Annotated in this window: 24 protein-coding genes and 2 tRNA genes; 11 read left to right on the forward strand and 15 right to left on the reverse strand. The window is 67.4% G+C overall.

The genetic code is table 11. The features are described 5' to 3' along the window. Positions 1–6 precede the first annotated feature (6 nt). The 5 genes from ACOCMM_RS01015 (at position 7) to ACOCMM_RS01035 (ending at position 2,466) form a co-directional block, all read left to right on the forward strand. The gene (locus ACOCMM_RS01015) at positions 7–456 is read left to right on the forward strand and encodes a pilus assembly protein TadG-related protein (RefSeq protein ID WP_419551356.1); all 450 of its coding nucleotides are present in this window, start codon (positions 7–9) and stop codon (positions 454–456) included. A gap of 17 nt (positions 457–473) precedes the next feature. Beyond that, complete coding sequence (locus tag ACOCMM_RS01020) at positions 474–1,169, forward strand: DUF3566 domain-containing protein (protein ID WP_419551357.1); 696 nt, start codon at positions 474–476, stop codon at positions 1,167–1,169. 63 nt (positions 1,170–1,232) lie between these two features. Beyond that, positions 1,233–1,306 (forward strand) — tRNA-Ile (locus tag ACOCMM_RS01025). 20 nt (positions 1,307–1,326) lie between these two features. Next, positions 1,327–1,464: a hypothetical protein gene (locus ACOCMM_RS01030; RefSeq protein ID WP_419551358.1), complete on the forward strand. Its 138-nt coding sequence runs from the start codon at positions 1,327–1,329 to the stop codon at positions 1,462–1,464. 15 nt (positions 1,465–1,479) lie between these two features. Next, the gene (locus tag ACOCMM_RS01035; RefSeq protein ID WP_419551359.1) at positions 1,480–2,466 is read left to right on the forward strand and encodes a Gfo/Idh/MocA family oxidoreductase; all 987 of its coding nucleotides are present in this window, start codon (positions 1,480–1,482) and stop codon (positions 2,464–2,466) included. 18 nt (positions 2,467–2,484) lie between these two features. Here ACOCMM_RS01035 and ACOCMM_RS01040 read toward each other — a convergent pair whose 3' ends face one another. Next, positions 2,485–3,222 carry a maleylpyruvate isomerase family mycothiol-dependent enzyme gene (locus ACOCMM_RS01040; protein ID WP_419551360.1) on the reverse strand — a complete coding sequence of 246 codons (738 nt, stop codon included), beginning with the start codon at positions 3,220–3,222 and terminating at the stop codon, positions 2,485–2,487. Here ACOCMM_RS01040 and lgt point away from each other — a divergent pair. Then, the gene (lgt, locus tag ACOCMM_RS01045) at positions 3,221–4,105 is read left to right on the forward strand and encodes a prolipoprotein diacylglyceryl transferase (RefSeq protein WP_419551361.1); all 885 of its coding nucleotides are present in this window, start codon (positions 3,221–3,223) and stop codon (positions 4,103–4,105) included. The two genes, ACOCMM_RS01040 and lgt, sit on opposite strands and share 2 nt — an antisense overlap. On the opposite strand, the gene ACOCMM_RS01050 is transcribed toward lgt, so the two are convergent. The 3 genes from ACOCMM_RS01050 to ACOCMM_RS01060 all read right to left on the reverse strand — a co-directional run bounded on the left by ACOCMM_RS01050 (position 4,106) and on the right by ACOCMM_RS01060 (position 7,295). Then, positions 4,106–5,002, reverse strand: a complete 897-nt coding sequence (locus tag ACOCMM_RS01050) for a TIGR03564 family F420-dependent LLM class oxidoreductase (protein WP_419551362.1) — start codon at positions 5,000–5,002, stop codon at positions 4,106–4,108. A gap of 160 nt (positions 5,003–5,162) precedes the next feature. Then, positions 5,163–6,065 carry an LLM class flavin-dependent oxidoreductase gene (locus ACOCMM_RS01055; protein ID WP_419551363.1) on the reverse strand — a complete coding sequence of 301 codons (903 nt, stop codon included), beginning with the start codon at positions 6,063–6,065 and terminating at the stop codon, positions 5,163–5,165. 24 nt (positions 6,066–6,089) lie between these two features. Further along, a complete protein-coding gene (locus ACOCMM_RS01060; protein WP_419551364.1) occupies positions 6,090–7,295 on the reverse strand; it encodes an MFS transporter in 1,206 nt (401 codons plus the stop codon). A 105-nt stretch (positions 7,296–7,400) separates the two neighbouring features. Between ACOCMM_RS01060 and ACOCMM_RS01065 the strand changes: the two genes are divergently transcribed. Further along, a tRNA-Ala gene (locus tag ACOCMM_RS01065) sits at positions 7,401–7,477 on the forward strand. A 264-nt stretch (positions 7,478–7,741) separates the two neighbouring features. On the opposite strand, the gene ACOCMM_RS01070 is transcribed toward ACOCMM_RS01065, so the two are convergent. The 5 genes from ACOCMM_RS01070 to ACOCMM_RS01090 all read right to left on the reverse strand — a co-directional run bounded on the left by ACOCMM_RS01070 (position 7,742) and on the right by ACOCMM_RS01090 (position 13,123). After that, positions 7,742–9,037: a tetratricopeptide repeat protein gene (locus ACOCMM_RS01070; protein WP_419551365.1), complete on the reverse strand. Its 1,296-nt coding sequence runs from the start codon at positions 9,035–9,037 to the stop codon at positions 7,742–7,744. 64 nt (positions 9,038–9,101) lie between these two features. After that, positions 9,102–10,103, reverse strand: a complete 1,002-nt coding sequence (locus ACOCMM_RS01075) for a WD40/YVTN/BNR-like repeat-containing protein (RefSeq protein ID WP_419551366.1) — start codon at positions 10,101–10,103, stop codon at positions 9,102–9,104. Between the two features lie 45 nt (positions 10,104–10,148). Then, positions 10,149–10,997, reverse strand: coding sequence for a UGSC family (seleno)protein (locus ACOCMM_RS01080; RefSeq protein WP_419551367.1), 849 nt, complete (start codon positions 10,995–10,997; stop codon positions 10,149–10,151). Further along, positions 10,994–12,073 carry a hypothetical protein gene (locus ACOCMM_RS01085; RefSeq protein WP_419551368.1) on the reverse strand — a complete coding sequence of 360 codons (1,080 nt, stop codon included), beginning with the start codon at positions 12,071–12,073 and terminating at the stop codon, positions 10,994–10,996. The genes ACOCMM_RS01080 and ACOCMM_RS01085 overlap by 4 nt, the downstream gene beginning before the upstream one ends. 54 nt (positions 12,074–12,127) lie before the next feature. Then, the gene (locus tag ACOCMM_RS01090) at positions 12,128–13,123 is read right to left on the reverse strand and encodes a homocysteine S-methyltransferase family protein (protein WP_419551369.1); all 996 of its coding nucleotides are present in this window, start codon (positions 13,121–13,123) and stop codon (positions 12,128–12,130) included. 138 nt (positions 13,124–13,261) lie between these two features. Here ACOCMM_RS01090 and ACOCMM_RS01095 point away from each other — a divergent pair, with 138 nt between their 5' ends. Next, positions 13,262–14,059 carry an enoyl-CoA hydratase/isomerase family protein gene (locus ACOCMM_RS01095; protein ID WP_419551370.1) on the forward strand — a complete coding sequence of 266 codons (798 nt, stop codon included), beginning with the start codon at positions 13,262–13,264 and terminating at the stop codon, positions 14,057–14,059. Positions 14,060–14,090: 31 nt separating this feature from the next. On the opposite strand, the gene ACOCMM_RS01100 is transcribed toward ACOCMM_RS01095, so the two are convergent. Then, entirely contained in the window at positions 14,091–14,891 is an 801-nt protein-coding gene (locus ACOCMM_RS01100; RefSeq protein WP_419551371.1) for an SDR family NAD(P)-dependent oxidoreductase, read from the reverse strand. A gap of 38 nt (positions 14,892–14,929) precedes the next feature. Next, a complete protein-coding gene (locus tag ACOCMM_RS01105; protein ID WP_419551372.1) occupies positions 14,930–15,958 on the reverse strand; it encodes a TIGR03617 family F420-dependent LLM class oxidoreductase in 1,029 nt (342 codons plus the stop codon). Between the two features lie 163 nt (positions 15,959–16,121). On the opposite strand from ACOCMM_RS01105, the gene ACOCMM_RS01110 reads away from it, so the two are divergent. Continuing rightward, the gene (locus ACOCMM_RS01110) at positions 16,122–17,753 is read left to right on the forward strand and encodes a class I adenylate-forming enzyme family protein (RefSeq protein WP_419551373.1); all 1,632 of its coding nucleotides are present in this window, start codon (positions 16,122–16,124) and stop codon (positions 17,751–17,753) included. A gap of 44 nt (positions 17,754–17,797) precedes the next feature. Here ACOCMM_RS01110 and ACOCMM_RS01115 read toward each other — a convergent pair whose 3' ends face one another. Next, positions 17,798–19,081, reverse strand: a complete 1,284-nt coding sequence (locus ACOCMM_RS01115; RefSeq protein ID WP_419554794.1) for an acyl-CoA dehydrogenase family protein — start codon at positions 19,079–19,081, stop codon at positions 17,798–17,800. A 186-nt stretch (positions 19,082–19,267) separates the two neighbouring features. On the opposite strand from ACOCMM_RS01115, the gene ACOCMM_RS01120 reads away from it, so the two are divergent. Continuing rightward, positions 19,268–19,666 (forward strand): DUF3499 family protein, encoded by a 399-nt coding sequence (locus tag ACOCMM_RS01120; RefSeq protein WP_419551374.1) that lies wholly within the window; start codon positions 19,268–19,270, stop codon positions 19,664–19,666. On the opposite strand, the gene ACOCMM_RS01125 is transcribed toward ACOCMM_RS01120, so the two are convergent. Further along, positions 19,663–19,923, reverse strand: a complete 261-nt coding sequence (locus ACOCMM_RS01125; RefSeq protein WP_419551375.1) for a hypothetical protein — start codon at positions 19,921–19,923, stop codon at positions 19,663–19,665. The two genes, ACOCMM_RS01120 and ACOCMM_RS01125, sit on opposite strands and share 4 nt — an antisense overlap. 37 nt (positions 19,924–19,960) lie before the next feature. Between ACOCMM_RS01125 and ACOCMM_RS01130 the strand changes: the two genes are divergently transcribed. Beyond that, the gene (locus ACOCMM_RS01130) at positions 19,961–20,218 is read left to right on the forward strand and encodes a hypothetical protein (RefSeq protein WP_419551376.1); all 258 of its coding nucleotides are present in this window, start codon (positions 19,961–19,963) and stop codon (positions 20,216–20,218) included. Between the two features lie 102 nt (positions 20,219–20,320). Here the strand turns inward: ACOCMM_RS01130 and ACOCMM_RS01135 are convergent, their stop codons facing one another. After that, positions 20,321–20,587, reverse strand: a complete 267-nt coding sequence (locus ACOCMM_RS01135; RefSeq protein WP_419551377.1) for a cell division protein CrgA — start codon at positions 20,585–20,587, stop codon at positions 20,321–20,323. Positions 20,588–20,663: 76 nt separating this feature from the next. After that, on the reverse strand, positions 20,664–22,940 hold the full coding sequence (gene pknB, locus ACOCMM_RS01140; RefSeq protein ID WP_419551378.1) for a Stk1 family PASTA domain-containing Ser/Thr kinase: 2,277 nt from the start codon (positions 22,938–22,940) through the stop codon (positions 20,664–20,666). Positions 22,941–22,982: the final 42 nt, after the last annotated feature.

The following is a 22,982-nucleotide window of genomic DNA, read 5'->3' on the forward strand; positions in this document are numbered from 1 at the left end:
CGCTCGATGACTTCGGCTGTGCTTGTTGACGCCCCGCCTGTCCGGCAGAGCCAGTGCGGTCAGACCGCGTTGCCGGTGGCGCTTCTGGCGCTTGGGCTGCTGGTCGGATTGGGCCTCGTCGCTCGTTGGGGTCATGCTGCGCTGGCGAGTTCGCGGGCCCAGGCCGCTGCCGACGCGGCAGCCCTGGCGACGCTGGTTGTGGCGGATCTCAGCGAGGTTCCCCAAGGTGTGCTGCCCGACGACGGCGCAGCAGATACCGCCGTTCGCGATGCCGGCGGGACGCTGCTTGCCTTTGATCTCCACGTCAGTGGCAGCACTGTGCAAGTCGAGGTCGTCGTGGAGATCGACGGCCAGCGCGCTTCGGCAGCCGCGGCGGCACAGGTACCGTTGCCGTTGCCGCTGGCACCGCTGCCCGGCGTGCTTCCCGGTTCCCCTGACGGGCTGTCTGACGGCTGACTCCTACACTGCGAAGCGTGGCCGAGGGGACATCTGGTGAGGCGCCGCCGTCGCCGGAGCCGTCCGGACCAACTCCCACCGACGAGCTGTTTGCTGAGGCGCTGGGCATTACCCCAGCGGGTCGCGCCCGACGCCGCCGCGCTCGGGCGCCCGACGCGCCGTCGCCTGGTCCAGCTGCCCCCCCTCAGATTCCGCCCGCGCCGCGGGGCCAGATTCCGCCGGCGCCAACCCATGTGCAGCCGGGTCAGGTTGCGCCAACCCACGCGCCGCCGGGCCACGATGGCCCGCCCCCCGCAGAGGAAACGGAGCCCGTTCGCTGGAAATGGCTCAGCCAGCGCCGGGCCCGAGTGCGGCGCACGCATCGAATCCTTCGCCACATCGATCCCTGGTCGGTCTTCAAGGTGTCGGTGCTGTTATACGCCTGCCTGTATGTCGCGGTGCTGGCCGCGGGCGTGCTGCTGTGGAACGCGGCTCAGCGGTCGGGTCTGGTCGACAAGGTGGAATCGTTCATCACCGAGGTGGGCTCGTACGAGAGCTGGGCGATCGATGGCATGGTCATTTACCAGCGCGCCCGCATCATCGGTCTCATCGTCGCCACCGTCGGTGTTGCTTTCAACGTGGTGATGGCAATTATGTTCAACCTGATCAGCGATCTCACCGGCGGCGTGCGTGTCACGGTGCTCGAGGACGAGCGCCGACCGCCAGCTCGCTGAGCACCGGAGGGGAATTCGCACTTGGATGTGCCTGCAAGCGGGCTGTAGTGTGAGCGACTTCGCGGGGCTATAGCTCAGTCGGTTAGAGCGCACCCCTGATAAGGGTGAGGTCGTTGGTTCGATTCCATCTAGCCCCACACAGACCGAAGCAGTCATGATGAGTTTTCTTCGCAGAGTGCTGCTCGCCAGCGTCGTCGGCGGGTTGGTCACCATCGTCTTGCGGCTGCGTTCTTCCCAAGACATGCCTCGCCGTGAGGGCAGCTGGCGTGAGCTGTCTGGGCCTGACCTGCGGTGATGGGGTGATTTCCCGATGAGCTCGGCTGCAGTCATTGGTGCGGGAGCGGTCGGTCAGCGCATCGCGCGGCAGCTGGCCTCACGAGATGATATGGATCGCCTAGTGCTGGGCTCGCGCCACCCCGCCCGGTTGCGTGGGTTTGCCTCACAATTGCTCGACGTGGATGTCGAGGTGGTGGAACCGGGCGCGTTGCCCGAAGTCGATGTGGTGGTGCTCAGCTTGCCGAGCGGGGGCCACACCGCGCTGGCGGAGAAGGCCCTCGAGCGCGGCGCCCACGTGGTGTCGCTGTCGGGTGCCGTCACCGATGTGGAGAAATTGCTTGCACTGGACAAGCGAGCCAAGAACGCCAAGAAGTCCGTCGTGGTCGGGGCGGGATTCTCGCCCGGATACAGCTGCTTGCTGGCACGCCACGGTGCCGCGCAATTCGACGTGGTGACCGAGATTCACATTGCTCGTGTGGGCACAGGAGGTCCTGCCTCCCAGCGGCAACTGCACCGGGCCCGGACTGGGACTTCGGTCGACTGGCGGGATGGGGATTGGCGCCGCCGCCGGGGCGGCTCGGGCCGGGAGCTGGTGTGGTTTCCCGATCCGCTCGGAGCGCACGACTGCTACCGGGCTGCGCTCTCGGACGCGCTGCTGCTGGTGCCGGCATTCAACGACATCGAGCGGGTGACGGCGCGTGTTGCGGGCACCCGCCGCGATCGCCTGACTGCGATGCTGCCGATGCTGCGCCCACCCCACCCTGAAGGCGGGCCTGGGGGAGTGCGCGTCGAGCTGCGAGGCACGCGGGACGGCCGCCACTGCACCGATGTCCTGGGCGTCATCGACCATCCGAGCGCAGCGGCTGCCGCGGTGGCCGCGACTGCCACGCGATGGGCGCTGGCCGACGAGCTGCCCTCGGGGGCGTGGGGGCTTGGGATGCTCGACGATCCGCTGCCGTGGCTCGCAGAGTTGGCTGAACGGGGCGTGCGCGCCGCTGCCTATGAGGGCGCCCGCCTGTAGCTCCGCCGCCCCAGCCAATCAGATGCGCACTTCGCGTTGCCAGTCCTCGAGCAGTTCGTAGTTGCCGAATGTCTCGAGTGTCTCGGGACCGATGCGGCCCCACACGAACAGCATCAAGTCCTGCGCTGGCCCCCGGGCAGCCACATCCGACTTGCGGTGCGCATGGGCGACCTCGAGGCCTTCGGATGTGCGGGTGATGACCCATTCGCCGTCGGCATCAGTGGCGTGCAGGTGGATGGTCTCGCCGTTGCCGGCGAAGACCGACGGTTGACGCACCGGCAGGAAGAAGTCGAAGACTTCGTCGATGCCGTCGACGGCCGCGGCGGGCTCGATCGGATTTGGCGTGCCGTCGAAGGCGGATTCGGCGTCCCAGCGGTGCATCACGGCTTCGTTGGCCATGCGTCGCTGCCAGAACCCGATGGTCTGGTCTCGGGGGTTGAAGCTCCAGTAAGGATCACTGGGGTCGCGAGCGGCGAGTTCGGCAGTGAGTCGGGCGAGGGCGTCTGCATGCCACTGCGACAGCGTGCAGTCGGGTTGGATGATGCTGTCGCGGTCGACGGGGCCGCCCGCGGCGATGCTGGAGCCGACGAACGTCCACACTCCGGCGCAGTGCCCGATCAGCCCCTCGAGGTCCCAACCAGGGCACTCCGGGATGGGCCGCTGCCAGTCGCCGGGCGTGGTCTCGGCTCTGGCGGCGATCTCATCGAGCCGCCGACCCTCTGCTTCCAGCCACTGTGCGTACCCTTGCTGCGTCATGGCTGTTGGCCCCCTCTTTTCGATCGCTGATGCGCTCGCGGCGATCCCGAGTCCATCGCGCAGCTACATCTCGCTCGGACCGCTCGACATTCGAGCCTATGGCCTTGCCATTGGCTTGTCTGTGCTGGTTGCGGTGTGGATCACCAGCCGCCGCTGGCGCCAGGCCATCGCTGGCCAAGACGCTTCGTACGTGGCCGCCGCGAGCGATCTTGTCGGGACGATCGCGGTCTGGGTTGTGCCGGCCGGCCTGCTCGGCGCCCGGCTGTACCACGTCATCACCGACTTCGATCGCTATCGGAACAGCCTCGGAGACATTCCCAAGATCTGGCAGGGCGGCCTGGGCATCTGGGGCGGGATCTCGGCTGGCGTCCTGCTTGCGGTGTGGATGCTGCGCCGCGGCGGGCACAGCACCCCGACGATGCTCGACGCACTGGCACCGGCGCTCGCCGTGGCTCAGGCCATCGGCCGGCTGGGGAACTGGTTCAACCAGGAGCTGTACGGGCGCCCCACCGATCTTCCGTGGGCACTTGAGATCGACCAGGCACATCGTGTCGCCGGTTACGGCCTCGAGGAGACGTTTCATCCGACGTTCGCCTACGAAGCCCTGTGGAACCTGGCGCTGGCAGCGACGCTCGTCTGGGTGGTTCCCAAAGCGCTGCCCCGCCTGCGCACCGGCTACCTGTTCGCGGCATACGTGTTCGGCTACACCGCCGGGCGTGTCTGGATCGAACTGCTCCGCATCGACAACGCCACCGAGCTAGGCGGCCTGCGCATCAACGTGTGGACCAGCATCGTCGTCGGCCTAGCAGCCCTAGCCGCACTATTGGTAGGCCTGCGCCCCGCCCCCGAAGCCACAAGCGAGCGCGACGCGGTCCGTCAGTGACTAGCTGAGCAGGCTGATGAGGGTTTCACGGGTGTCGGCTTGCTCGTCGAGGGTGCCGAAGGCCGAGCCGGAGAATGAGGTCACGCCGCAGTCGGCCAGGGCGCTGATGCGGTCGGCGACCTCGGTGGCTCTGCCAATAATGGCGATGTCCTCGGGCCCGTTGAGACCCTCCCGATCGAGCATTGCCCGGTAGCTCGGCAGGGTGCCGTACACCACCAGGTCCTTGGCAGCCCGGGCCCGGGCAGTGTCGGCGTCGTCAGTTACGCACACCGGGAAGCCGGCCACAACCTGCGGCGCGGCGCGGCCAGCCTCGGCGGCCGCTTCGCTGATGGTCGGCGTCGTGTGATCCCGTAGCGTCGCCGGACCGGTCATCCAGGTGAACGTGCCGTCGGCCATGCGGCCGGTCAGGCGCAGCATCTGGCTGCCGAGCGCCGCGACGAACACGGGCGGCGCGTCCGCGGCCGGGGGAGTGATCTCGCCACGCCCAACCACGGCATCGCCGCCGTGGGAGACGCGCCGGTCCGTCAGCAGCCTGGTCAGGATCGTCAGGTAGTCGCGCATGTGCGCAATCGGCCGGTCGAACGAGTAGCCCCACATGCCCTCCACCACGGGCTTGTGCGACGGGCCGATGCCCAGGTCCAGCCGCCCGCCGACGACGGCCTGGGTGGTAAGCGCTTGCTGGGCCAGCATCATCGGGTGGCGCGGGTAGGTGGGCACCACCGCGGTCCCCATGCGGATGTCCGGCACATCACGGCCGGCCACCGCGATGGTGGTCAACGCGTCGTGACCGAAGATCTGCGGGGTCCAGTAGCGCCTGAAGCCCTGCTCCGCGGCGTCGCGGATGCTGGCTTCGAAACGCGCAGGACTGGTGTCGAATCCGAACAGCTCGATATGCATGCCCGGCAGCGTAACGGCGCGCCTCGCGACGTTACGGGACGGAGCGTGCCCGCTGCGGAGGCGGCAGGGCCCTCCGCTCCGGGAATCCCGCAGGTTCCAACCTCGCAGAGTTCCCTGCCGCCTCCGCAGCTATGACATCTGTGCCTATCCGCTCAGCCTCTTAGGCAAAGGTGTCGAAGACTTCCTCGAGCGCCTTGAGCTGGCCGCCGCTCGTGCTCGACGGCACGAGGATCGGAGTCTTGCACCCGGCGTCGAACCACGCCTCGACGCCGTCCCGCACTTGGGAAGCCGAGCCGTACAGCGTCGCATTCGACAGCCAGTCGTCGGTCATCGCCCGATGCAACGCCGCCGTATCGCCGGCGGCAGTAGCGGCCTCGACAGCTTCCATCTCATCGACCCAGCCGGCCTGCTTCCAGTAGTTCCGGTAGTTCGGCAGCGCCACATAACCGGCCAGCGTCTTGCGATTGCGAGCCGCCCCGGCAGCCCGGTCGTCGTCAATGACGGTCGGAATCATGTTCCCCACAAAGAAATCGTCCCGCTCGCCGGCATCGCCGAGGTGCGCCACCGATTTGGCGAAGTCGTTGCAGCTTGCATTTGCCCACACCGCCCCCGAGCTGATCTCCGCTGACAGCTCGGCCATGCGCCGGCGCAGCGTGGCCAGCACGATCGGCGGCAGCTCGCCGTGCTGCTGTGAAGCCGCCTCCATGGCGGCGATGTAGTCCCGCGTGTCCGCCAGCGGCTTGCCGGGGGTGATGCCCAGACGATCGTGCACCGGCCCGTGCGTCACGCCGATGCCCAGCCGGAACCGCCCGCCGGAGATCTCGTGTATGAACGCCGCAGTCGACGCCATGTCGACGGGGTTGCGGAAGTAGATCGGCTGCACCGACGTCCCGAAGACGATCTCGTTCGTGACCTGGGCGATCGACTGGCACAGCGCCACCGGGTCGCCCATCGACGGGCAGAAAATGCCGCTGAAGCCGCGCTGCTCGATCTCGGCGGCGATCTCTAGGGTGCGCGCACGACGGCCGCGCACTGCGGCCAGGGAAATGGCAGGCATGTTCATGCGGGGTTTCCTAGCAGACCGGTCTCAGTCGAGCCGTGCCGGCCGCTCCCGCATCGGCAGCGCCAGCAGGCCCAGCGCAACCAGGCTGGTGACGGTGACCAGCGCAATGGCGGGCCCAAAGCCAGCGGCGTCGATCACGAATCCGCACACCGCTGGGCCGACCAGCCCGCCCACCCCCAGGCCCGTGTAGTAGATGCCGATGACACCGCCGAGGTTCTCCACGCCGTACCACTCAGCCAGCACCGACGGCGTGGCTGTCACCCACACCGCCCAACCCACGCCGTGGGTGACCGCGCTGACGACAAGGACCGCCGCATTGCCACCGGAAATCCACCAGATCGCCAGCGCAGCAGTCAGACAGCCGAACGCGGCCCGGCACAGCCACATCGGATCAACCCGGCCGCCCAGCGCCCCACACGCCAGACGGGCGACGACGCTCGTGGCCCCGGAAATGCCAATCAACCCGGCGGCCAAGCCGGACGCCACCCCGGCGTCTACCGCGTAGTCGTTGTAGAACGCGACCGGCGCGTAGAAACCCGGCCCGATCGCAACTACTGCGGCAAAAAACAGCAGGAAGCGGCGCGACCGCGCCAGCACCGTCACACGCATCAGTCGGGCGCTCGACGTGCGAACCCGGTCGCCCCGTGTCGCAGCCCAGCCGATGGACACCAAAGCCACCGCAGCCAGGACCGCATACGTCTGCCGCCAACCGATCGCCGAGATCAACTGGTGCCCCAGCCACGGCATCACCAGCGTCCCCGTGCCGACGCCGGCGAGCAGGAACCCCATGGCCGCCGGCCGCCGCCGCTCGCTGAAGCTGCGTCCGATCAGGCCGATCATCGAGGGGTAGCAGAACCCCGTGGCCAGCCCGACAAGCACGCCGAAGGCCGCGTAGGTCTGCCACAGCGCCGACGACCAGGCGGTCCCCAGCAGACCGCCTGACATGGCCAGCGCCGCCACCGCAACCAGCGGCCGAGCGCCGAAACGATCGCCGATCCGACCCCCGATCGCACCGCCGAGGTAGTAGGTGCTGATGGCCGTGGAGAACAGCGCTGCCACGGGCCCGGTGGTTGTGCCGAAGTCGTCGGCGATAGGCGTCAGGAACACCCCGAACGAGAAGAGAATCCCGAACGTCACGAAGTTGGCAGCGAACGCCGCAGCCGCGATCGACCATGGGGCCGACGCGTCCTCCGGTTCATCCGGATGGCTGAGATTCGATGTGCCCCCCACCAGCCCCCAAGCTTGCCCTGTGCCAGCCCGGCCCGTCGGTTTCGCTGCATTGGCACGGATTCGCGCGGCACGCTGGCGGGTACCCTCGCAGCCCTTCGACTCGTTGGGGCTGTAGCTCAGATGGCAAGAGCACCTGCTTTGCAAGCAGGGGGTCACGGGTTCGAGTCCCGTCAGCTCCACCAGATCAACAGGGCGTAGCGTGGCACTACCCGTCGGCTGGAGCACGGCATGGACGCGAACCGGAACCTCGGTCTAGGCATCGCAATAGGAGCTGGAGCAGGCGTAGGCCTAGGAGCGCTCATGAGCAACATCGGCGCCGGCATAGCAATAGGAATTGCCGTGGGCATCGTTCTCGCTGTCAGTTTGAGCCGACGTCGTCGCAATAGCCAATAGTTGGCACTCCCTCGTCCACCATGGCCGTTGAGCGGCGGTCTCACGACCGCTGATCAGCAGAGTTCGAAACCAGCGACCGGGTGTGTGGGGCGGCGGTCGACGACGCGCTCACAAAAGGCTCGTGCCTCGTCAATGCGCCCGCTTTTGACGTACGCGGCGAGCAGCGTGTTGGTCATGAGGTCGCGCTGTGCTCGGCTGCCGCCGATCCGCACCACCTGCGGGATCAGTGGCTCAAGAAGATCGATGACCGCCGACCACCGCTCGTCGACAAACGCACCATAAGCCCGGGCCAGTGTCGCCCCGGTTGTCCCCGCAGGCAGCAGGCCGCCCTCACCGAGTTCCTGCAGCTCGGCGATGCACGCCTGCAACTGCTCGGTCTGCCCCAACACGGCATAGACGAGTCCGACGTGAGCATCGACGAACACGATGGGGCGAGGGAACTTCGCCTCGTAGAACTCCCGCACCCGCTCCCAGGCGTCGACATCCCGAGCATTGCCTGCCAGCTCCGAACGCCACAGGAACGACGAGGAATCGCTGAACACGGTGATCGGCGGGCTCGTCGTCGCCCCCGGGAAGCAGTTCTCGCGCACGGCCTGCCGCGCGGCTTCGTCGTCGCCGGCGGCGATGTGCAACAACGCGTAGTGCCACCAGATGTGACAATGCAGCACGCTCGCCCGATCCGAGTCCGCAATCCACCCGTCCAGAAAACCGATCGCCTCGTTATCTGCCCCGGCTTCCAAAAGTGCGTGGGTCAGCGTGTGCGCGCCATGGGCGCTGGCGGGCCGCTGTTCGAGGGAGCGTTCGGCCATCCGTCGACCCCGGTCCCACTGCCCCTGCTCGATCAGTGCGAAGGCGTGCACGGTCGCGAACCACCAATCGTCGCCGTAGTGCGTTGCCAGCGGCTCCAGGAACCTGAGCAGCTCGGCTTCCCTGTCGATGCGGCCGCTGAAACCGATGGCACCGAACACACCGCACGCGGGCGCCAGTGCGAACGCATCTCGTGGATGGTCATCAAGATGGCGACCGATCAGCTCCAGCGCTTGGGGCACCTTGCCCGTGACGAGAAGATCGATGATTTCGATGTGCCGCTGTTCCCGCGCCGTGGTCCCGCCGCGCAACTCAACAGCGGTCGCCGCCGCAGCTTGCGCTTCGGGAACGCGTGCATAGACCTGGTGCTGGCGGGCCAGTGCCGCGTGGGCAAGGGCGAAATTCGGGTCGGCCTCAAGCGCCTCGGCAAGTGAATCCTCGACGCCGGCCTCCGCGGAGAGCATCTGATCGATGCCCTCGACGTAGGCGTCGCGAGCCGCCGCCGAGGACGTGCTGAGTTCGAGACCGTAGCGGTCCTGCACTGGTCCAATCCTCCGGTGCCTGTCGTGCGTTTCCGGTGCCTGCTGCCGGCCGCGCAGTCGGCGCTCAGACCACCGCCAGCGACCAGACGAGGGGAAGGCCGGACCCGAGTTCGGTCCACTCGGCATCTTCGGACACCTGCCACACCTCGCCGGTGTCGGTGCCGACGAGGACGCCACTCACGTTGTCGGGGTCGGCGATTAGGCCATGGAAATTGACAGGCGACGGCGAATGGGCCTCATCGCAGAGCGGCCGCCACGACTGGCCGTGGTCGTCAGACCGGTAGAGGGCTGCATGGGCTCCGCCGTCGGGATCGCGATAGTGCGAGAACGCCGTGGGAGCGCTCGCGACGGTGACGCTGTAGGGGTCACGGCGGTCGATGCACAGCGGTCGCGAGTAGCGCGGCGTGACGCCTTTCCAGGCGTAGGACCAGGTTTCGCCGAAGTCGTCGGATCGGAACACGCCGGCGTTGCCTTCGAGCTCTTCGGCGACGCCGTCGAAGCGGCCATAGCCGGTGCTGATGAACAGGACACCGGGCTCGGCTGGGTGGGCGAACATCATGTGGATGTCGGGGTTGCCGCCGGGCAGGTCGACCGTCCAGCTCTGGCCGCCATCGGTGGTGCGGGCCACCCCGCCGACCTCGACGCCCACCCAGATGCGGTCGGGGTCGTCCTCGTCGATCACGAGGGCACGGGCGCGTCCCGGTTGGGGAGGTTCGACCGGCACACACCACCGAGCGGCTTCGGGAAGGTTGGCGAACGAGGAGATCTCGGACCACGTCGCCCCCCGGTCGTCGCTGCGGAACAGGGCGGCAGGCTCTGTGCTGGCGTAGAGCCGCCCACCGGGCGCGGCGCGGATCTGCCACACCTCGCGGCCCTCGAGCTGAGGTCCAGACCAGATGCGACCCCCGTCCTCGCTGGTGTGCAGCCCCGCAGCCGATCCCGCGAGAACGCGACCGTCGAGGTTGACGAGGTCGCGGACATGGCGAGCTTCGAGCGTCTGTGTGGACCCCGCGTCGTCGATGACGAAGACGCCTTTGGTGGTACCCGCAAGCAGCTGACCGTTCATGCCGTCACCCTAGATCGGACGCGGAAACCACGGGTTCGGGGACGATCAGCCCGGTGCAGGGTCCCGGTGCTCGTGCTCTCTGGGGTCGTCGAGCGTGATTGACCAGCCGGCGCCGAGCTCAGTGTCGAAGCGGTGCCCGAACATGGGCACGAGCATCGACGCGGGCAGGATGCACTCGGCGCAGGCTTCGTCGGGAATGTGGAGGCGAAGGGTGATGTGGCGTCCTGCGACGGAGGCGGTGAGGTCGGCACGATCCGCACGCAGGACTGCGGCCAGTTCTTCGACGACGTCGGCAAGAGCGGAACCGGTTGCTGGCGATCCCGCCACGTCGGTGCCGATCAGTTCGCGGTTGCTGGCCGGCTGAGCACCGGCGTTGGTGAGCAGGCCCAGCACGGCCGGCATCACCGCATCGGCAACCGCCATTGCCTGGTCGAGCGTCAGGCTGCCGATCGGGTGCGGAACCGTGGCGAATGGGTAGTCAGCGAATCCGGTCAGCTCGGCGATCGCTCGGCCGGTCGTGGCAAACGGCTCGGTCAGGATGGCCGCGGCGGGCACGCCTCGCTCCTCGAAGTGGATGGCGTCGAGCACACTGCTCGACGAGCAGCTGCCTCAATCGCCGATGGCGGCGATGATCGCCGTCACGTCGGCGGCTAGCGCCTCGACCTCCTCGGGGGCTGCGGGAAGGTTGGCGGTGGGCTTGAGCATCAGCACCGCATCGCGCGCACCGTGTGTCTCGATGAGGTTCTGTGCGACACGTTGGAGGATCCCTGGGGCGTGCGTCTTGCCGTTGCTCACCAGCCCGACGACGGCACCCTCTAGCGAGTCCGGCCGCGGCGCGAGCGCGGCGCCCGAACTGGCGGCGGGCAGCGTCGGGTCGACCAGGGTGACGGTCATGGCCTGAGTATCTCCTGGGTGATGAGCGGGACGCTACGATCCCGGCTCCATGTCGGGAAGAACGATGAATGGCCGCCGGCATCGCCGCCGCCGACCATGAGAGCGATGTCGTCGGGACACGTCCCGCGGGGAACCGAGATGTCCTCGTCGCCGGGCTGCACCGTCGGGTCGGTCTCCATCCAGTGGGTGGGATGGAAGCCGGTGACATTGCCGGCAGCTTCAACCTTGCCGCCACGCTTCACCTCGGCGTAGGTCCGGGTGGCGTGGGCGAACAGGTACTCCTGCACCTGTGCGCGGCTCCAGCCGGCCGCCCCGAGCTTGCGAGCGTGCTCGGGCGCGAAGACGATCAGTGAGCGGCCTGAGCTGAGCGACCCGAACGCAGACATCGTGTCGGCGAATGTGCCCAGCAATCCCTCGGGATCGGGCGATGCATGGTTCAGAACGTTGTGGCCCGATTCGGCAGCCATGACGGTAACCGTGCTCTGGTCGGGCGAGTAGCCAAGCGAGACGTGGTACGGCTCCCACGGGCTGGTTGCCTCGTCTTCCCCGAAACACATCGCGTACTTGCCGGCCCAGCCCTGGGTGCTCTTGTCGAGCTTGCCGGGAATCGCGGCGAGGCAGTTCCGCAGCACCAGTCGCACGGTGCGACCGATCGTGGCATTCGCCCGGAAACCGGGACCGAACAGGTTCTCCTTGTAGTGGATGCCGATCTCGTCACGGATCGGCCCGTTGACGGCGATGAGGATGGCTGCGCCGCCGGTGCTGGCCGACACGGCGTGCAACTCGAAGGACGGGTCGCCGATGGCCGCGAGGGCTGCGCCTACAACCGGGAAGTACTCGGGCAGGCACCCGGCCATGACAGCGTTGGCGGCGGCCTTGCGAGCGGTGACCTTGAGTCCGCGTGCGGGTTCGCACAGAAGTACGTCGCTGGCATCCCACACACCGCCGTCCACCATGGCGTCGACCAGCGGCTCGGTCGGCGGCACCACCGGCAGCCCGTCGGTCCAGCCGGCTTCGTAGCAGGCCTCGATCGCTTGCCACGGATCGGTCAGCTCGACGTCACGGTCGGCCGTCATTGTGATCGCGAGCATTCGGAGTCGACGGGTGGATGCGCCGGCATCTGGCCGGCGTCAACCGTGGTTCCGACGCCGGCGGGGACGTCGGCGGACCAAGCGTTCATCGAGAGCCGTTTGTGGGTTGAGGACCACCTCGACAGAAGGCGGCGGTTCATCGCCCGCAAGCACCGAGACGATCCGCTCGGTGTGAGCCGGTGTGCTGCCACAGCAGCTGCCGATCACGCCGACGCCTGCTGTGTGTGCGCGGTGCGCATGCGCGGCGAGCAGCTCGGGGGTGCCGTCGTAGACCAGCGCGTCCTTGCGCCAGATGGGCACCCCTGCGTTCGGCTTGGAAACGGTGAGCGTGCCGCTGCCGGCACTGGCAATGGCAATGACCGCGGCCTCGGTGTCGGGCACGTTGTTCCCGCAGTTGGCGCCGATGGCCGCGAGTTCCAGCGCCCCCAGCCGATCGACCAGCTCTTTGCCGGTGACGCCCATCATCGTGCAACCAGCGGTGTCGAAGCTCATGGTGACGGCGACCGGCAGGTCGCACATCGAACGCGCTGCTCGAACCGCAGCCTCGACCTCGTCGAGAGCGCTCATCGTCTCGATCCACAGCAGATCGACCCCGCCTGCCGCCAGCGCCGCGGACTGCTCAGCGAAAGCGGCTTCGCACGCTTGCAACTCCATGGTGCCGAGCGGCGCCAGCAATTCGCCGGTGGGCCCCATGGAGCCGGCGACGAGCACCGGCCGACCTGACCGCTCCATCTCAGTGTCGGCCTCGAGCCGGCCGATGTGCGCGGCGGCCTGGTTCAGCTCATCCACCCGCCGTTGGAAGCCGTGCAAGCTTTGCCGGAAGCAGTTGCCGCCGAAGCTGTTCGTCACGATCAGGTCTGCACCTGCCTGCAGGTAGCCCCGGTGGACCGCGCGTACCTCTTCGGAGTGGCTGAGATTCCATTCCTCGGGAGACCACCCCGACGACAGCCCGGCGGCGAACAGCTGCGTGCCCATCGCGCCGTCGGCCACGACGTAGCCCTTGGACTTCACCAGGTCGTTCAGTGTGGCTGTCATCGGTCGGGGCCCCTCATCGGCCGGTTGGCGGTTGCGGAGCCGTCTCGGGAGTCATGGCCGGCACGGCCAACGTACTGCGGCCGGGATTCGCCACACGACGATTTTCTCGCACGTGCGCCGCTGTCCGTTGTCACTCGCATGCTGATCGTGCAAGCATTTCGCCAATCGAGCGAGGAGCTGGCCATGGACGAGGTGACCTACGAAGTCGATGGGCACGTGGCGACGATCACGTTGAATCGACCGGACAAGCTAAACGCGATGACCGACGAGATGTACCAAGCTATCGGTGCGGCGCTGCTGGCATCAGATGCCGATCCCGCGGTTCGCTGCACGATCGTCACCGGGACCGGCCGGGCGTTCACCTCCGGACACGATCTCGGGGAGTTCGCGGACCGGACTGGGTGGATGCCGTGGCGTCCAGACCGATTCGATATCGGGCTGGAGACCGCCAAGCCCACGATTGCGGCCATCCAGGGCTACTGCCTGGCCGGGGGACTCGAGCTGGCACTGTTCTGCGACATCCGCGTCTGCGACAACACCGCGCAGTTCGGTTGCCCCGAAGTGCGCTGGGCGATCCTGCACGGCTACGGGGCGCTGCGGCTGCCGGGCCTGATCGGCTCGTCGGATGCGATGCGGCTGCTGCTGACCGGATCGTTCATCGATGCCGCTGAGGCGCTGCGAGTCGGCTTGGTCAGCGAGATGACCGCTCCCGAGGATCTGCAGTCGACGGCCCGCGGCGTCGCCGACCAGATCGCTGCGAACGGCCCTGCAGCAATCCGGATGACCAAGGAACTGGCGCTGCGCGGCCGCGAGATGTCACTGCCCGACGGCCTGCGCCTTTACCAGGAGTACACCCGTGCAGCCTTCGCCTCCCCCGATGCGAAGGAGGGCCTCCGCGCCTTCGCCGAACGCCGCGACCCCAACTACGGCGCCTAGCCCTCGTTGGGGGGCCGTCTCTGCCGTCGGCCTAGGCCATGGTCAGGCCACCGCTGACCGACAGGGTCTGGCCGGTGATGAACCCGGCCTCCTCGCTGCACAGGTAGACGACAGCCGATGCCACCTCGTGCGGCTGGCCGATGCGCTTCATGGGCACGGCCCGGGCCATTGCCCCGATGATCTTGTCGCTCGTGTCGGTGGCCGAGGCGATCTCTGCCAGCAGCGGCGTGTCAGTCGGCCCGGGGCAGACCACGTTCGCGGTGATGCCACGCCGCGCCACCTCGCGGGCAATGGTCTTCGTGAAGGCAATGACTCCGCCCTTGGCACCGGCATAGACGGCCTCGCCCGACGAACCCACCCGCCCCGCGTCGGAGCCGATGTTCACGATCCGGCCGAAGCCCGCCTCGATCATGGCGGGCAGGCATCCATGCGTGGTCCGCAACGGGCCCTTGTAGTTGAGCTCGATGATGCGGTCCCAGAAATCCTCGTCTGTTGTACCGAACGGCTTCAGCTCGTCCCAGCCGGCGCAGTTGACGAGGACCTCGACCGGGCCGAGCTCGTCGGCCACCGCCAGCAGACCCTGAGCCACCGAATCAGAATCAGCGACGTCCATCGCCACGGCAATTGCTCTGTTCGATTCGCCGCCCCCATGACGGCCGCTGCCGCTCTCAGCGTTGATCGCCGCGGCTGTGTCGGTGGCCTCGGGCACCCGCAGGTCGGTCACGGCAACCCGTCGTCCGGCGCGGGCCAATCCCAAGCAGATCTCCCGCCCGATGCCCCGGCCGCCGCCGGTCACCAAGGCCACCCGGTCCACGTTGCCGTCGTCAGTCACGTCATCTCCTGTCGCCAAACGCTGCGTTGTAGGTGCGTTCAGGAGCGTGTGGCCTGCGCCACCGCGCCCCATTTGTGAACCATGTCTGGGTCTTTGCGGATCTGCTCCTCGGCCAAGTACATGACCACCCGGGCCGCAGTGCCGCCGTACCGGTCTTTCAGCCGATCGCCCATCTCGTTCCACGGTGCGACGACGGCGAAGTGCTCGAGCATGTCGTCGGTGATGACGTCGGCCATGCCGGCAATGTCGCCCGAGCGCATCAGGTCGCGCAGTTTCTCGGTGACGCCCTCGTACCCCAGATCGGTGAACTGGAACGAATAGTTCGGGGTGGTGCCATAGAAGGCAACCTGCGTCTTGGCACGCCGGATCAGCGGTGCCAGCTCTTCTGGCGAGTCGCCGGGAGCCGCAAAGACGGGAACGATCAGGTCAATCCCGGCGACATCGCGGCCGGCCCGCTCGGCGCCCTGGGCCACCTCGGGCAGCAGCCGCTCGCGGATGTAGTGCATTGTGTGCATCGGGTGGACGTGCACCCCGTCGGCCACTTCGCCCGCCACCCGGTTCATGATCGGCCCCACCGAGGAGATGTCGACCTTGACGTCGCCGTAGTTGTGCCTGCGTGGCATCCATTGGGCCGGCAGCAGGCTGAGGTTGAAGAACTCGCCCTCGTGGCTGAGCTTCTCGTCCCGCCGGAACGCCCGCAGGCACGCCTTCACTGCCAGCACGTAGTCGCGCATGCGCGCCGCAGGGCGATCGAACTCTGACGAGTAGCGCCGCACGACGTGGCCCTTGACCTGGCTGCCGAGCCCCAGCCGGAAACGGCCACGGGTCTCGCCGGCGAGCTCCCAGGCGAGCTGGGCCGACACCATCGGGCTGCGTGGGAACGCGACCGCGATGCCGGTGGTGAAGGTCAGGCTCGGGGCTGCCATGGCGGCCGCGGCGAGCTGCATCCACGGCACCTGCCCAGTCTCGGTGTAGAGCATCCCCGAGAAACCGGCGCCCTCGACCGCTTCCGCCAACTCGGCGGCCTCAGTCCACGTTGAGGACCCCGTCATCAGGTCGAATTCCACGGCGGCACCACTCCTTCGGGCTGCAGGTGGCTCGGCCCACCAGTGCCCACGAACGCACGAACCCGCTCAACGTACCCCCCACCACCGCTTCCCGTCCGTAGTGACTCATCGGGACGGCCCACCGGCTGGGCGTGTCACCGGAGCGTTGGCCTACGCTGCGGCGATGGCTGAGGGTGCGACATACGACTGGCTGCTGCTGGGTGACGCCGTCGACCGTGCGGCCCGCATGTGGGGGGACCGCCCGGCGGTGGTCTTCGGTTCGCAGCGCTGGGACTACACCGACTTCGCCGCCGAGGTGGACCGGGTGGCCAAGGGGCTGATGGCGCTGGGCGTGCAGCGAGGCGACCACGTGGCCGTCTGGATGACCAACCTGCCCGAGTGGCTGTGGCTCCAGTACGCGATTCCCAAAGTGGGGTGCTGCATCGTGCCGCTGAACACCCGCTACCGCACCGACGACGTCGCCTACACGGTGGCGCAGTCGCAGAGTCGGTTCATGATCTCGATCGACCGCTCAGGGCCGATCGACTACCGCGAGATGCTGTGCGAGGCCTACCCCGGGATCGTTGAGGCAGGGCACCTGGAGCAGCTCGTGTTCACCGGCGAGCCCCGCGATGACAGCCTTGCGGACACCCTGAGCTGGGGCGACCTGCTGGCCGCCGGCGAGAGCGTTTCCGACGCCGAGCTGGCCGAACGGGCAGCCAACGTGACCGTCGACGACCGCATGATGCTGGCGTACACCTCGGGCACGACAGGGCACCCCAAGGGCGTCGTGCACACCCACCGCCCCCTGCGCAACAGCCGAGAGCGCGCCATGCTGCTGGGCCACACCGCCAACGACATTCACATGAGCTACCTACCGCTGTTCCACCTGTTCGGCTTCGGCGAGGTGTCGATCCAAGCGGTGCTCTCCGGCGGCTGCCAGGTGCTGTTCGACATCTTCGACCCTGCGGCGGTCCTGGCAGAGGTCGAGTCACGCGGCGGCACGGTCCTGCACGGGTTCGATTCGCACTGGGGCGACCTGCTGCGGGCTCAGGAAGAGCAATCCCGCGACGTGTCCAGCCTGCGGATGGGAACGCTGGCTGCAGGCATGGAGTCGTCCACACCCGTAGCCCGACGGGCACAAGAGGTGTTCTGCCCGACCATCTCGGGCTGGGGCATGAGCGAGTCGTGGGCGTTCGTGAGCTGCAGCCACCCGACCCACAGCGTCGAACAGCGCACCGAGGCCTCCGGCTACCCGATGGACGGCATCGAGTTCCAGATCCGCGACCCCGAGACCGGCGAAGAATGCCCGCCCGACGTTCCTGGGGCGCTGTTCGTCCGGGGCTACACGGTGATGGAGCAGTACTGGCGCCGCCCCGAAGCCACCGCCGAAGTGCTCGACGACGACGGCTGGCTCGACACCGGCGACATTGCCCGGATGCGGCCCGACGGCCACGCGGTCTTCATCGGCCGTCACAAGGACATGTTGAAAGTGGGCGGCGAGAATGTCTCACCAGCCGAAGTCGAGGGCTACTTGCTTGATGTCGACGGCGTCGAACAGATCGCCGTCGTCGGCTACCCCGATCCCCGCCTCGTCGAAGTGCCGGTGGCCTTCGTGCAACGCACCGCCACAGCCCCACCCGACCTCACTGAGGATGCCCTCCTCGAACGCTGCCGCGGCCGCATAGCCAGCTTCAAGATCCCCCGCCACGTCGTGTTCGTGGACGAGATGCCCACCACGCCCTCGGGCAAGATCCGAAAAGTAGAGCTCCGCGACTGGGCGCTGCGAGACCTCGGCGACCCCACCCACGCCTAAGAGCCCACGTGCTCCCGGGTGAACGCCCGCAAGCCGCTGGCCGGCTAGGGGCCAGAGAAGGCCATGGCTGGCTGACGCGGCCCGTCCAGCGTGTGCTCGACAGCGAGACCCATGGACCGCTCTGACTCACGAGTACGCACTTCGGCGCGGGCCACCATGTGGTGATGCACCTCGTCGGGACCATCAGCCAAACGCAACGTGCGCTGCCTATGCCACATTTCCGCCAGCGGGAACCACTGCGAGACGCCGGCCGCGCCGTGCATCTGGATGGCCTCGTTGATGATGTCGCAGCACTTCTCGGGCACCATCGCCTTGACGGCGCTGACCCAGACGCGGGCCTCGGCGTTGCCAAGGGTGTCCATGGCCTTCGCGGCCCGCAGCACCATCAACCGCATGGCCTCGACCTCGATGCGTGAGCGCGAGACGACTTCCATGTTCTTGCCCAGGTTGATGAGCTTCTTGCCGAACCCCTCACGGGACAGGCCCCGGTCCACCATCATCTCGATGGCCTTCTCGGCAGCGCCAATGGAGCGCATGCAGTGGTGGATGCGCCCGGGGCCAAGACGCAGCTGGCTGATCTCGAAGCCCCGGCCCTCGCCGAGCAGCACGTTGTCTCTCGGCACGCGCACATCGTTGAACAGGATGTGCATGTGCCCGTGCGGAGCGTCGTCGGCGCCGAACACATGCATGGGCCCCAGAATCTCGACACCCGGCGTGTCGATCGGCACGAGGATCTGCGACTGCTGCTTGTAGGTGTCCGCGTCGGGGTTGGTGCGGACCATGGTGATCATGATCTTGCAGCGCGGGTCGCCTGCCCCTGAGATGTAGAACTTCTCGCCGTTGATCAGCCACTCTTCGCCGTCGAGCACGGCGTTGGTCTGCACCTGTTTTGCGTCCGAGCTCATCACGGCCGGCTCGGTCATGGCATAGGCCGAGCGGATCTTGCCTGCGAGCAGCGGTTCGAGCCACTGCTGCTTCTGTTCGGCGGTGCCGACACGCTCCAGGACTTCCATGTTGCCGGTGTCAGGCGCGGAGCAGTTCAGGCACTCCGAGGCCAGTCGGTTCTTGCCGAGCTCGTTGGCGATGTAGGCGTAGTCGAGGTTGCTGAGGCCCTGGCCGGTCTCGGCGTCGGGCAGGAAGAAATTCCACAGGCCCTGCTCGCGTGCCTTGGTCTTGGCAACTTCCAGCAGTTCGAGCTGCCCGTCCCCCCAGCTCCAGCGCTCTTCACGGTTCTCGCCGAGGCGATGGAACTCTTCGGTGATGGGATCGACCTCGTCGCGGATGAACGTCTTCACGGCCTCATACAGCGACTCGACCCCAGTCGACATCCGCAGGTCGAAATCGTCCATGCTCGCTGACTTCAATGCTCCGCCAACCACAGCGGCTCCCCTCGTGTGCATGCCAGCTGCGTGCCTGCTTCTGGTGCAGAGAACCCTACCGAGATCGCATGTTCAGCACCGGAGCGACGTCCCTATCCCCGACCCGTTGGGGGCGCGCCGGTACCTTGAAATGCCATGTTGCAGTGTGTTCGAGGGATGTGCACCGAGATGGCCACCGCGGGGCTGGGCTACGAGGTACCCCAGACGAGAGCCTGGCTCTATGACCTCGATGCCGCCACGATCGCTGGCACCTCTCGCAACCGCGACATCATCGTCCCGCTGTGCCGGGCCCATGCGGACCGGATCAAAGTTCCGGTCGGTTGGGAGTTCGTGGATCGTCGGGCGCCCGAGTCCGAACCGGTCATGGCGCAATCCAGCCCAAGCGCAAGAACCCCCGAGAGCGCTGGTGCCCCACCGCTCTTCGAGCCCCGGTCACGCCCCGAGCCCGCTGAAATGCCCGAGCCGGAGTCCGAGCCGGCGCCGGCCCCGGCATCACTGCTCGAACGAGCCTTCCGAGCCACCCCCGCCCGCTAGAGCAGGCTCGCTCCCCGCGCTGCGGTGAGCACGAGCCGGCCATGGTGATTCAGAGTCGCCCGGTAGCGCACTCCCTCGGAGTCGACAAGCACCAGTTCGTTGCCCTCGCTGGCAACCTGCAGCTCGATGCCGAGTTCCGCCGACAGCTCGGCCCGGCTGGCCTCCAGCGCAGCACGCATGGCGCTGCGGCGCTGCGCCTCGTAGAGGTCCATGTCGTACTCGACAAAGTCCCCAGGCTCAGTCCCACTCGGTCGCATGAGGACACTTTCGCATAAGCGCCAGTAGCTTGACAGCGTGAGCCTGTGGCTGGCTGTGCCGCTGTCGCTGGTGTTCATCTTCATTGTGTACCGGCTTGGCCTGCGGATGATGGCGACGTTCTCGCGGCCGATCCCGCCGCCGCCCCCGCCGGGGGAGCTACGCCGTGTGCGGCTCACCTACCGGTGCAGCCTGTGCGGCACCGAGATGCGCATGACGCGCGCCCCGGTGCAGAACCCGGATCCGCCCCGCTGCTGTAGCGAGGAAATGGATCTCATTGCCAACGCGGACGAGTAGCGCCCCAGTTCACAGGTTTTCCACAAGCTGGGGAAAGTCACATCGATGTAATTCTCGGTCTTGGGGTCTTGCGGCCTTGGCGACGGACCGGACGGCAGTCGATCAGCGCCAGCGCGTCGCGAACAGGATGCCCACCAGGACGATGCCAAGGCCGACGGCGATCCACGCGCTCGTGGGACTGCCGGGCAACCAGCTCATGTAGTTCGCCACGATTACCGCCGTGCCGGCCCCGAGCAGCGCCACGATCAGCCAGCCGAACCACGAGCCGCTCTGTTCGCCATGGCTACTTGCGCTGTGCTGCTGGGCGGGCGCGTTCTGAGGTCGCGTGCCCTTGGGAGTGATACGGCTGGTCTTGCGGGGCCGGGCCATGGCCGATCAACCTAGTGGTCTGTCTGGGAGAACATGGCGAGGTGTACTGCCTGCCTGCGGCGCGGCCGAGCCGTGACTATGAGTCGTTCGAGTTACCGTTCGGCAATTGCTCGTCATTGTCGGGCGACACTTCAGGCGCACTGATCGTCGCTTCCCCAACTACAAGCGTCACCGTGTCGAAGTGAAGCTTGATGTCGGTGCCCGAGGCGGGTTCGAATGCGATGACCTGACCGTCAGCCGGGTCGCCTTGGGTGACCGGCTGCGTTCGCTGATCGACGGTGAAACCCAACTCAGCCATGGCGGCGGCCACCTTGTCGGGCTCGAATGTTCCGATCGCCTGCAAGCTCGGCACGACGGCAATGACGGGCGGCTTCAGCAGAAACATGATGATCTCAGATCCGGCGATCTGTCGGGTTCCGGGCATGGGGTCGAGTTCCTGAACAATCTTTGGATTCACGTCAGGGTTCTCGCTCTCGCGTTCCGCTCGCCGCACTCGGAACCCGAGCGTCTCGAGCGCCGCTTGAACGGCATTCACATCGGTGGTGCCCAACTCGTTAAGCGACGGCACGACCAGTTCTTCAGGTCCATCGGAGACAACAAGCGTGATGACACTGCCCCGTTCTACCGCCGCGGCGGCTTCGGGACTGCTGCGGATGACGCTCCCCACGCTGAACTCGGTGGAGAACTCCCGCTCGACCCGGTCGACGAGCCCGAGGCGGGCCAGCGTGACCCTGGCGTCGTCGACCGTCTGCCCGATCAGGCGCGGCACCTCCGCCTCGCCCCGGCCTGCTGAGACCGTCAGCGTCACGATCGTGCCTGCCGGGCGCTGTTCGGTGCTCGGAATGCTCTGCTCGGTCACGAGCCCGATCGCCAGGTTGTCGTTGCGCACGTCGATGCGCTCGACGCTGAAGCCGGCCGCCACCAGCAGCGCCTCAGCCTCTTCATACGTTCGCCCGACCACATTGGGCAACAGGACCAAGGTGCGTGGCGCGGCGACGAACAGGGTGACCGGGTTGTCGGGATCGTTCGGCTCGGCGAGCAGCAGCCCGGCGCGGGGGTTCTGCTGGAAGACGACGTTCTCGTCGACGTCATCGCGTTCGGAGAACTCGATGCTGACGTGATCGAAGCCGACATCGGCGAGCTCGCGCTCGGCTTCGGCGAAGTGCAAGCCCACCACGCTGGGCACCCGCAACCGCACGTCGGAAGTGCTCTCGGGCTCGGTCACGACTCCCGATTCGCCCCGGTCGTTGACCAACAGGAACACCAGCCCGGCGATGACCAGCAGCAACACGACGAGCAGCGTGATCCACATCGGCGTGCGGTCCGGCGGCTCGACGGCGCTGGGAGGCGGGCCCTGCGGGTATTGCGACGGGTACTGCGTGTGGCCGTACGGGGGCGTAGGCGGGGTAGCTGGCGGTGCGGCCTGGACGGGCGCGGGTGCTTGTTGTGCCGCCGGTGGTGCGGCGGCCGTCACCGCAGGGAAATACGCCGTGACATCGACCGCTGAGGCATGGGTCGGCTGGCCTGCCCGAAACCGCAGCAGGTCGTTACGCAGCTCGGCCGCTGAGCCGTATCGGGCATCGGGATCTTTTGCGAGCCCGCGCAGGCAGATGGCTTCGAGCTCGTGGGGAACGTCGGCGTTGTAGCGCGACGGCGGGACCGGAACCTCTTGCACGTGCTTGTAGGCGATGGCCACCGGACTGTCGCCGGTGAACGGCGGCCCCGCCGTGAGCACCTCATAGAGCACGACGGCCAGCGAGTACACGTCGCTGCGCGGGTCCGCTTCGTGCCCCTGGGCCTGCTCGGGCGACAGGTACGTGGCTGTGCCCATCACCGAACCGGTGCGTGTCAGGTCGTCAGAACCACCGCCGAGCGCTCGTGCGATGCCGAAGTCGGCCACTTTTACCTGGCCGGACGGGGTAACCATGACGTTGCCCGGCTTGATGTCGCGGTGTACGACGCCGTTGCTGTGAGCGAACGCCAGCGCCGCGGCAATGTCAATAGCGATGTCGGCGGCGCGATCGGGGTGCAGCGGACCCTCGCTGCGGATGACCTCAGCCAGGCTCCGTCCCTCGACGTACTCCATCACGATGAAGTGGGTGCCCTCGTGGTTGCCCCAGTCGTACACGCCGACCACGTTCGGCTGGCTCAAGTTCGCTGCGGCTTGGGCCTCGCGCCGGAACCGCTCGACGAACGACGAGTCGGTCGCGAACTCGGGGAACAGCACCTTGACGGCGACAGGCCGATCGAGCAGGCGGTCGCGGCCTAGGAACACCTCGGACATCCCGCCCCGCGCGATACGGCTGAACAGCTCGTAGCGGCCGCCGAAGATTGGGTTGTCGGTGTCTGCCATGGGCAAAGGGCAATTGCTGCCAGGTCGGGCCGTCGTGCCGGC

The sequence above is a fragment of the Candidatus Poriferisodalis sp. genome (genome assembly GCF_965198245.1).
Taxonomy (GTDB): Bacteria; Actinomycetota; Acidimicrobiia; order Acidimicrobiales; family Poriferisodalaceae; genus Poriferisodalis.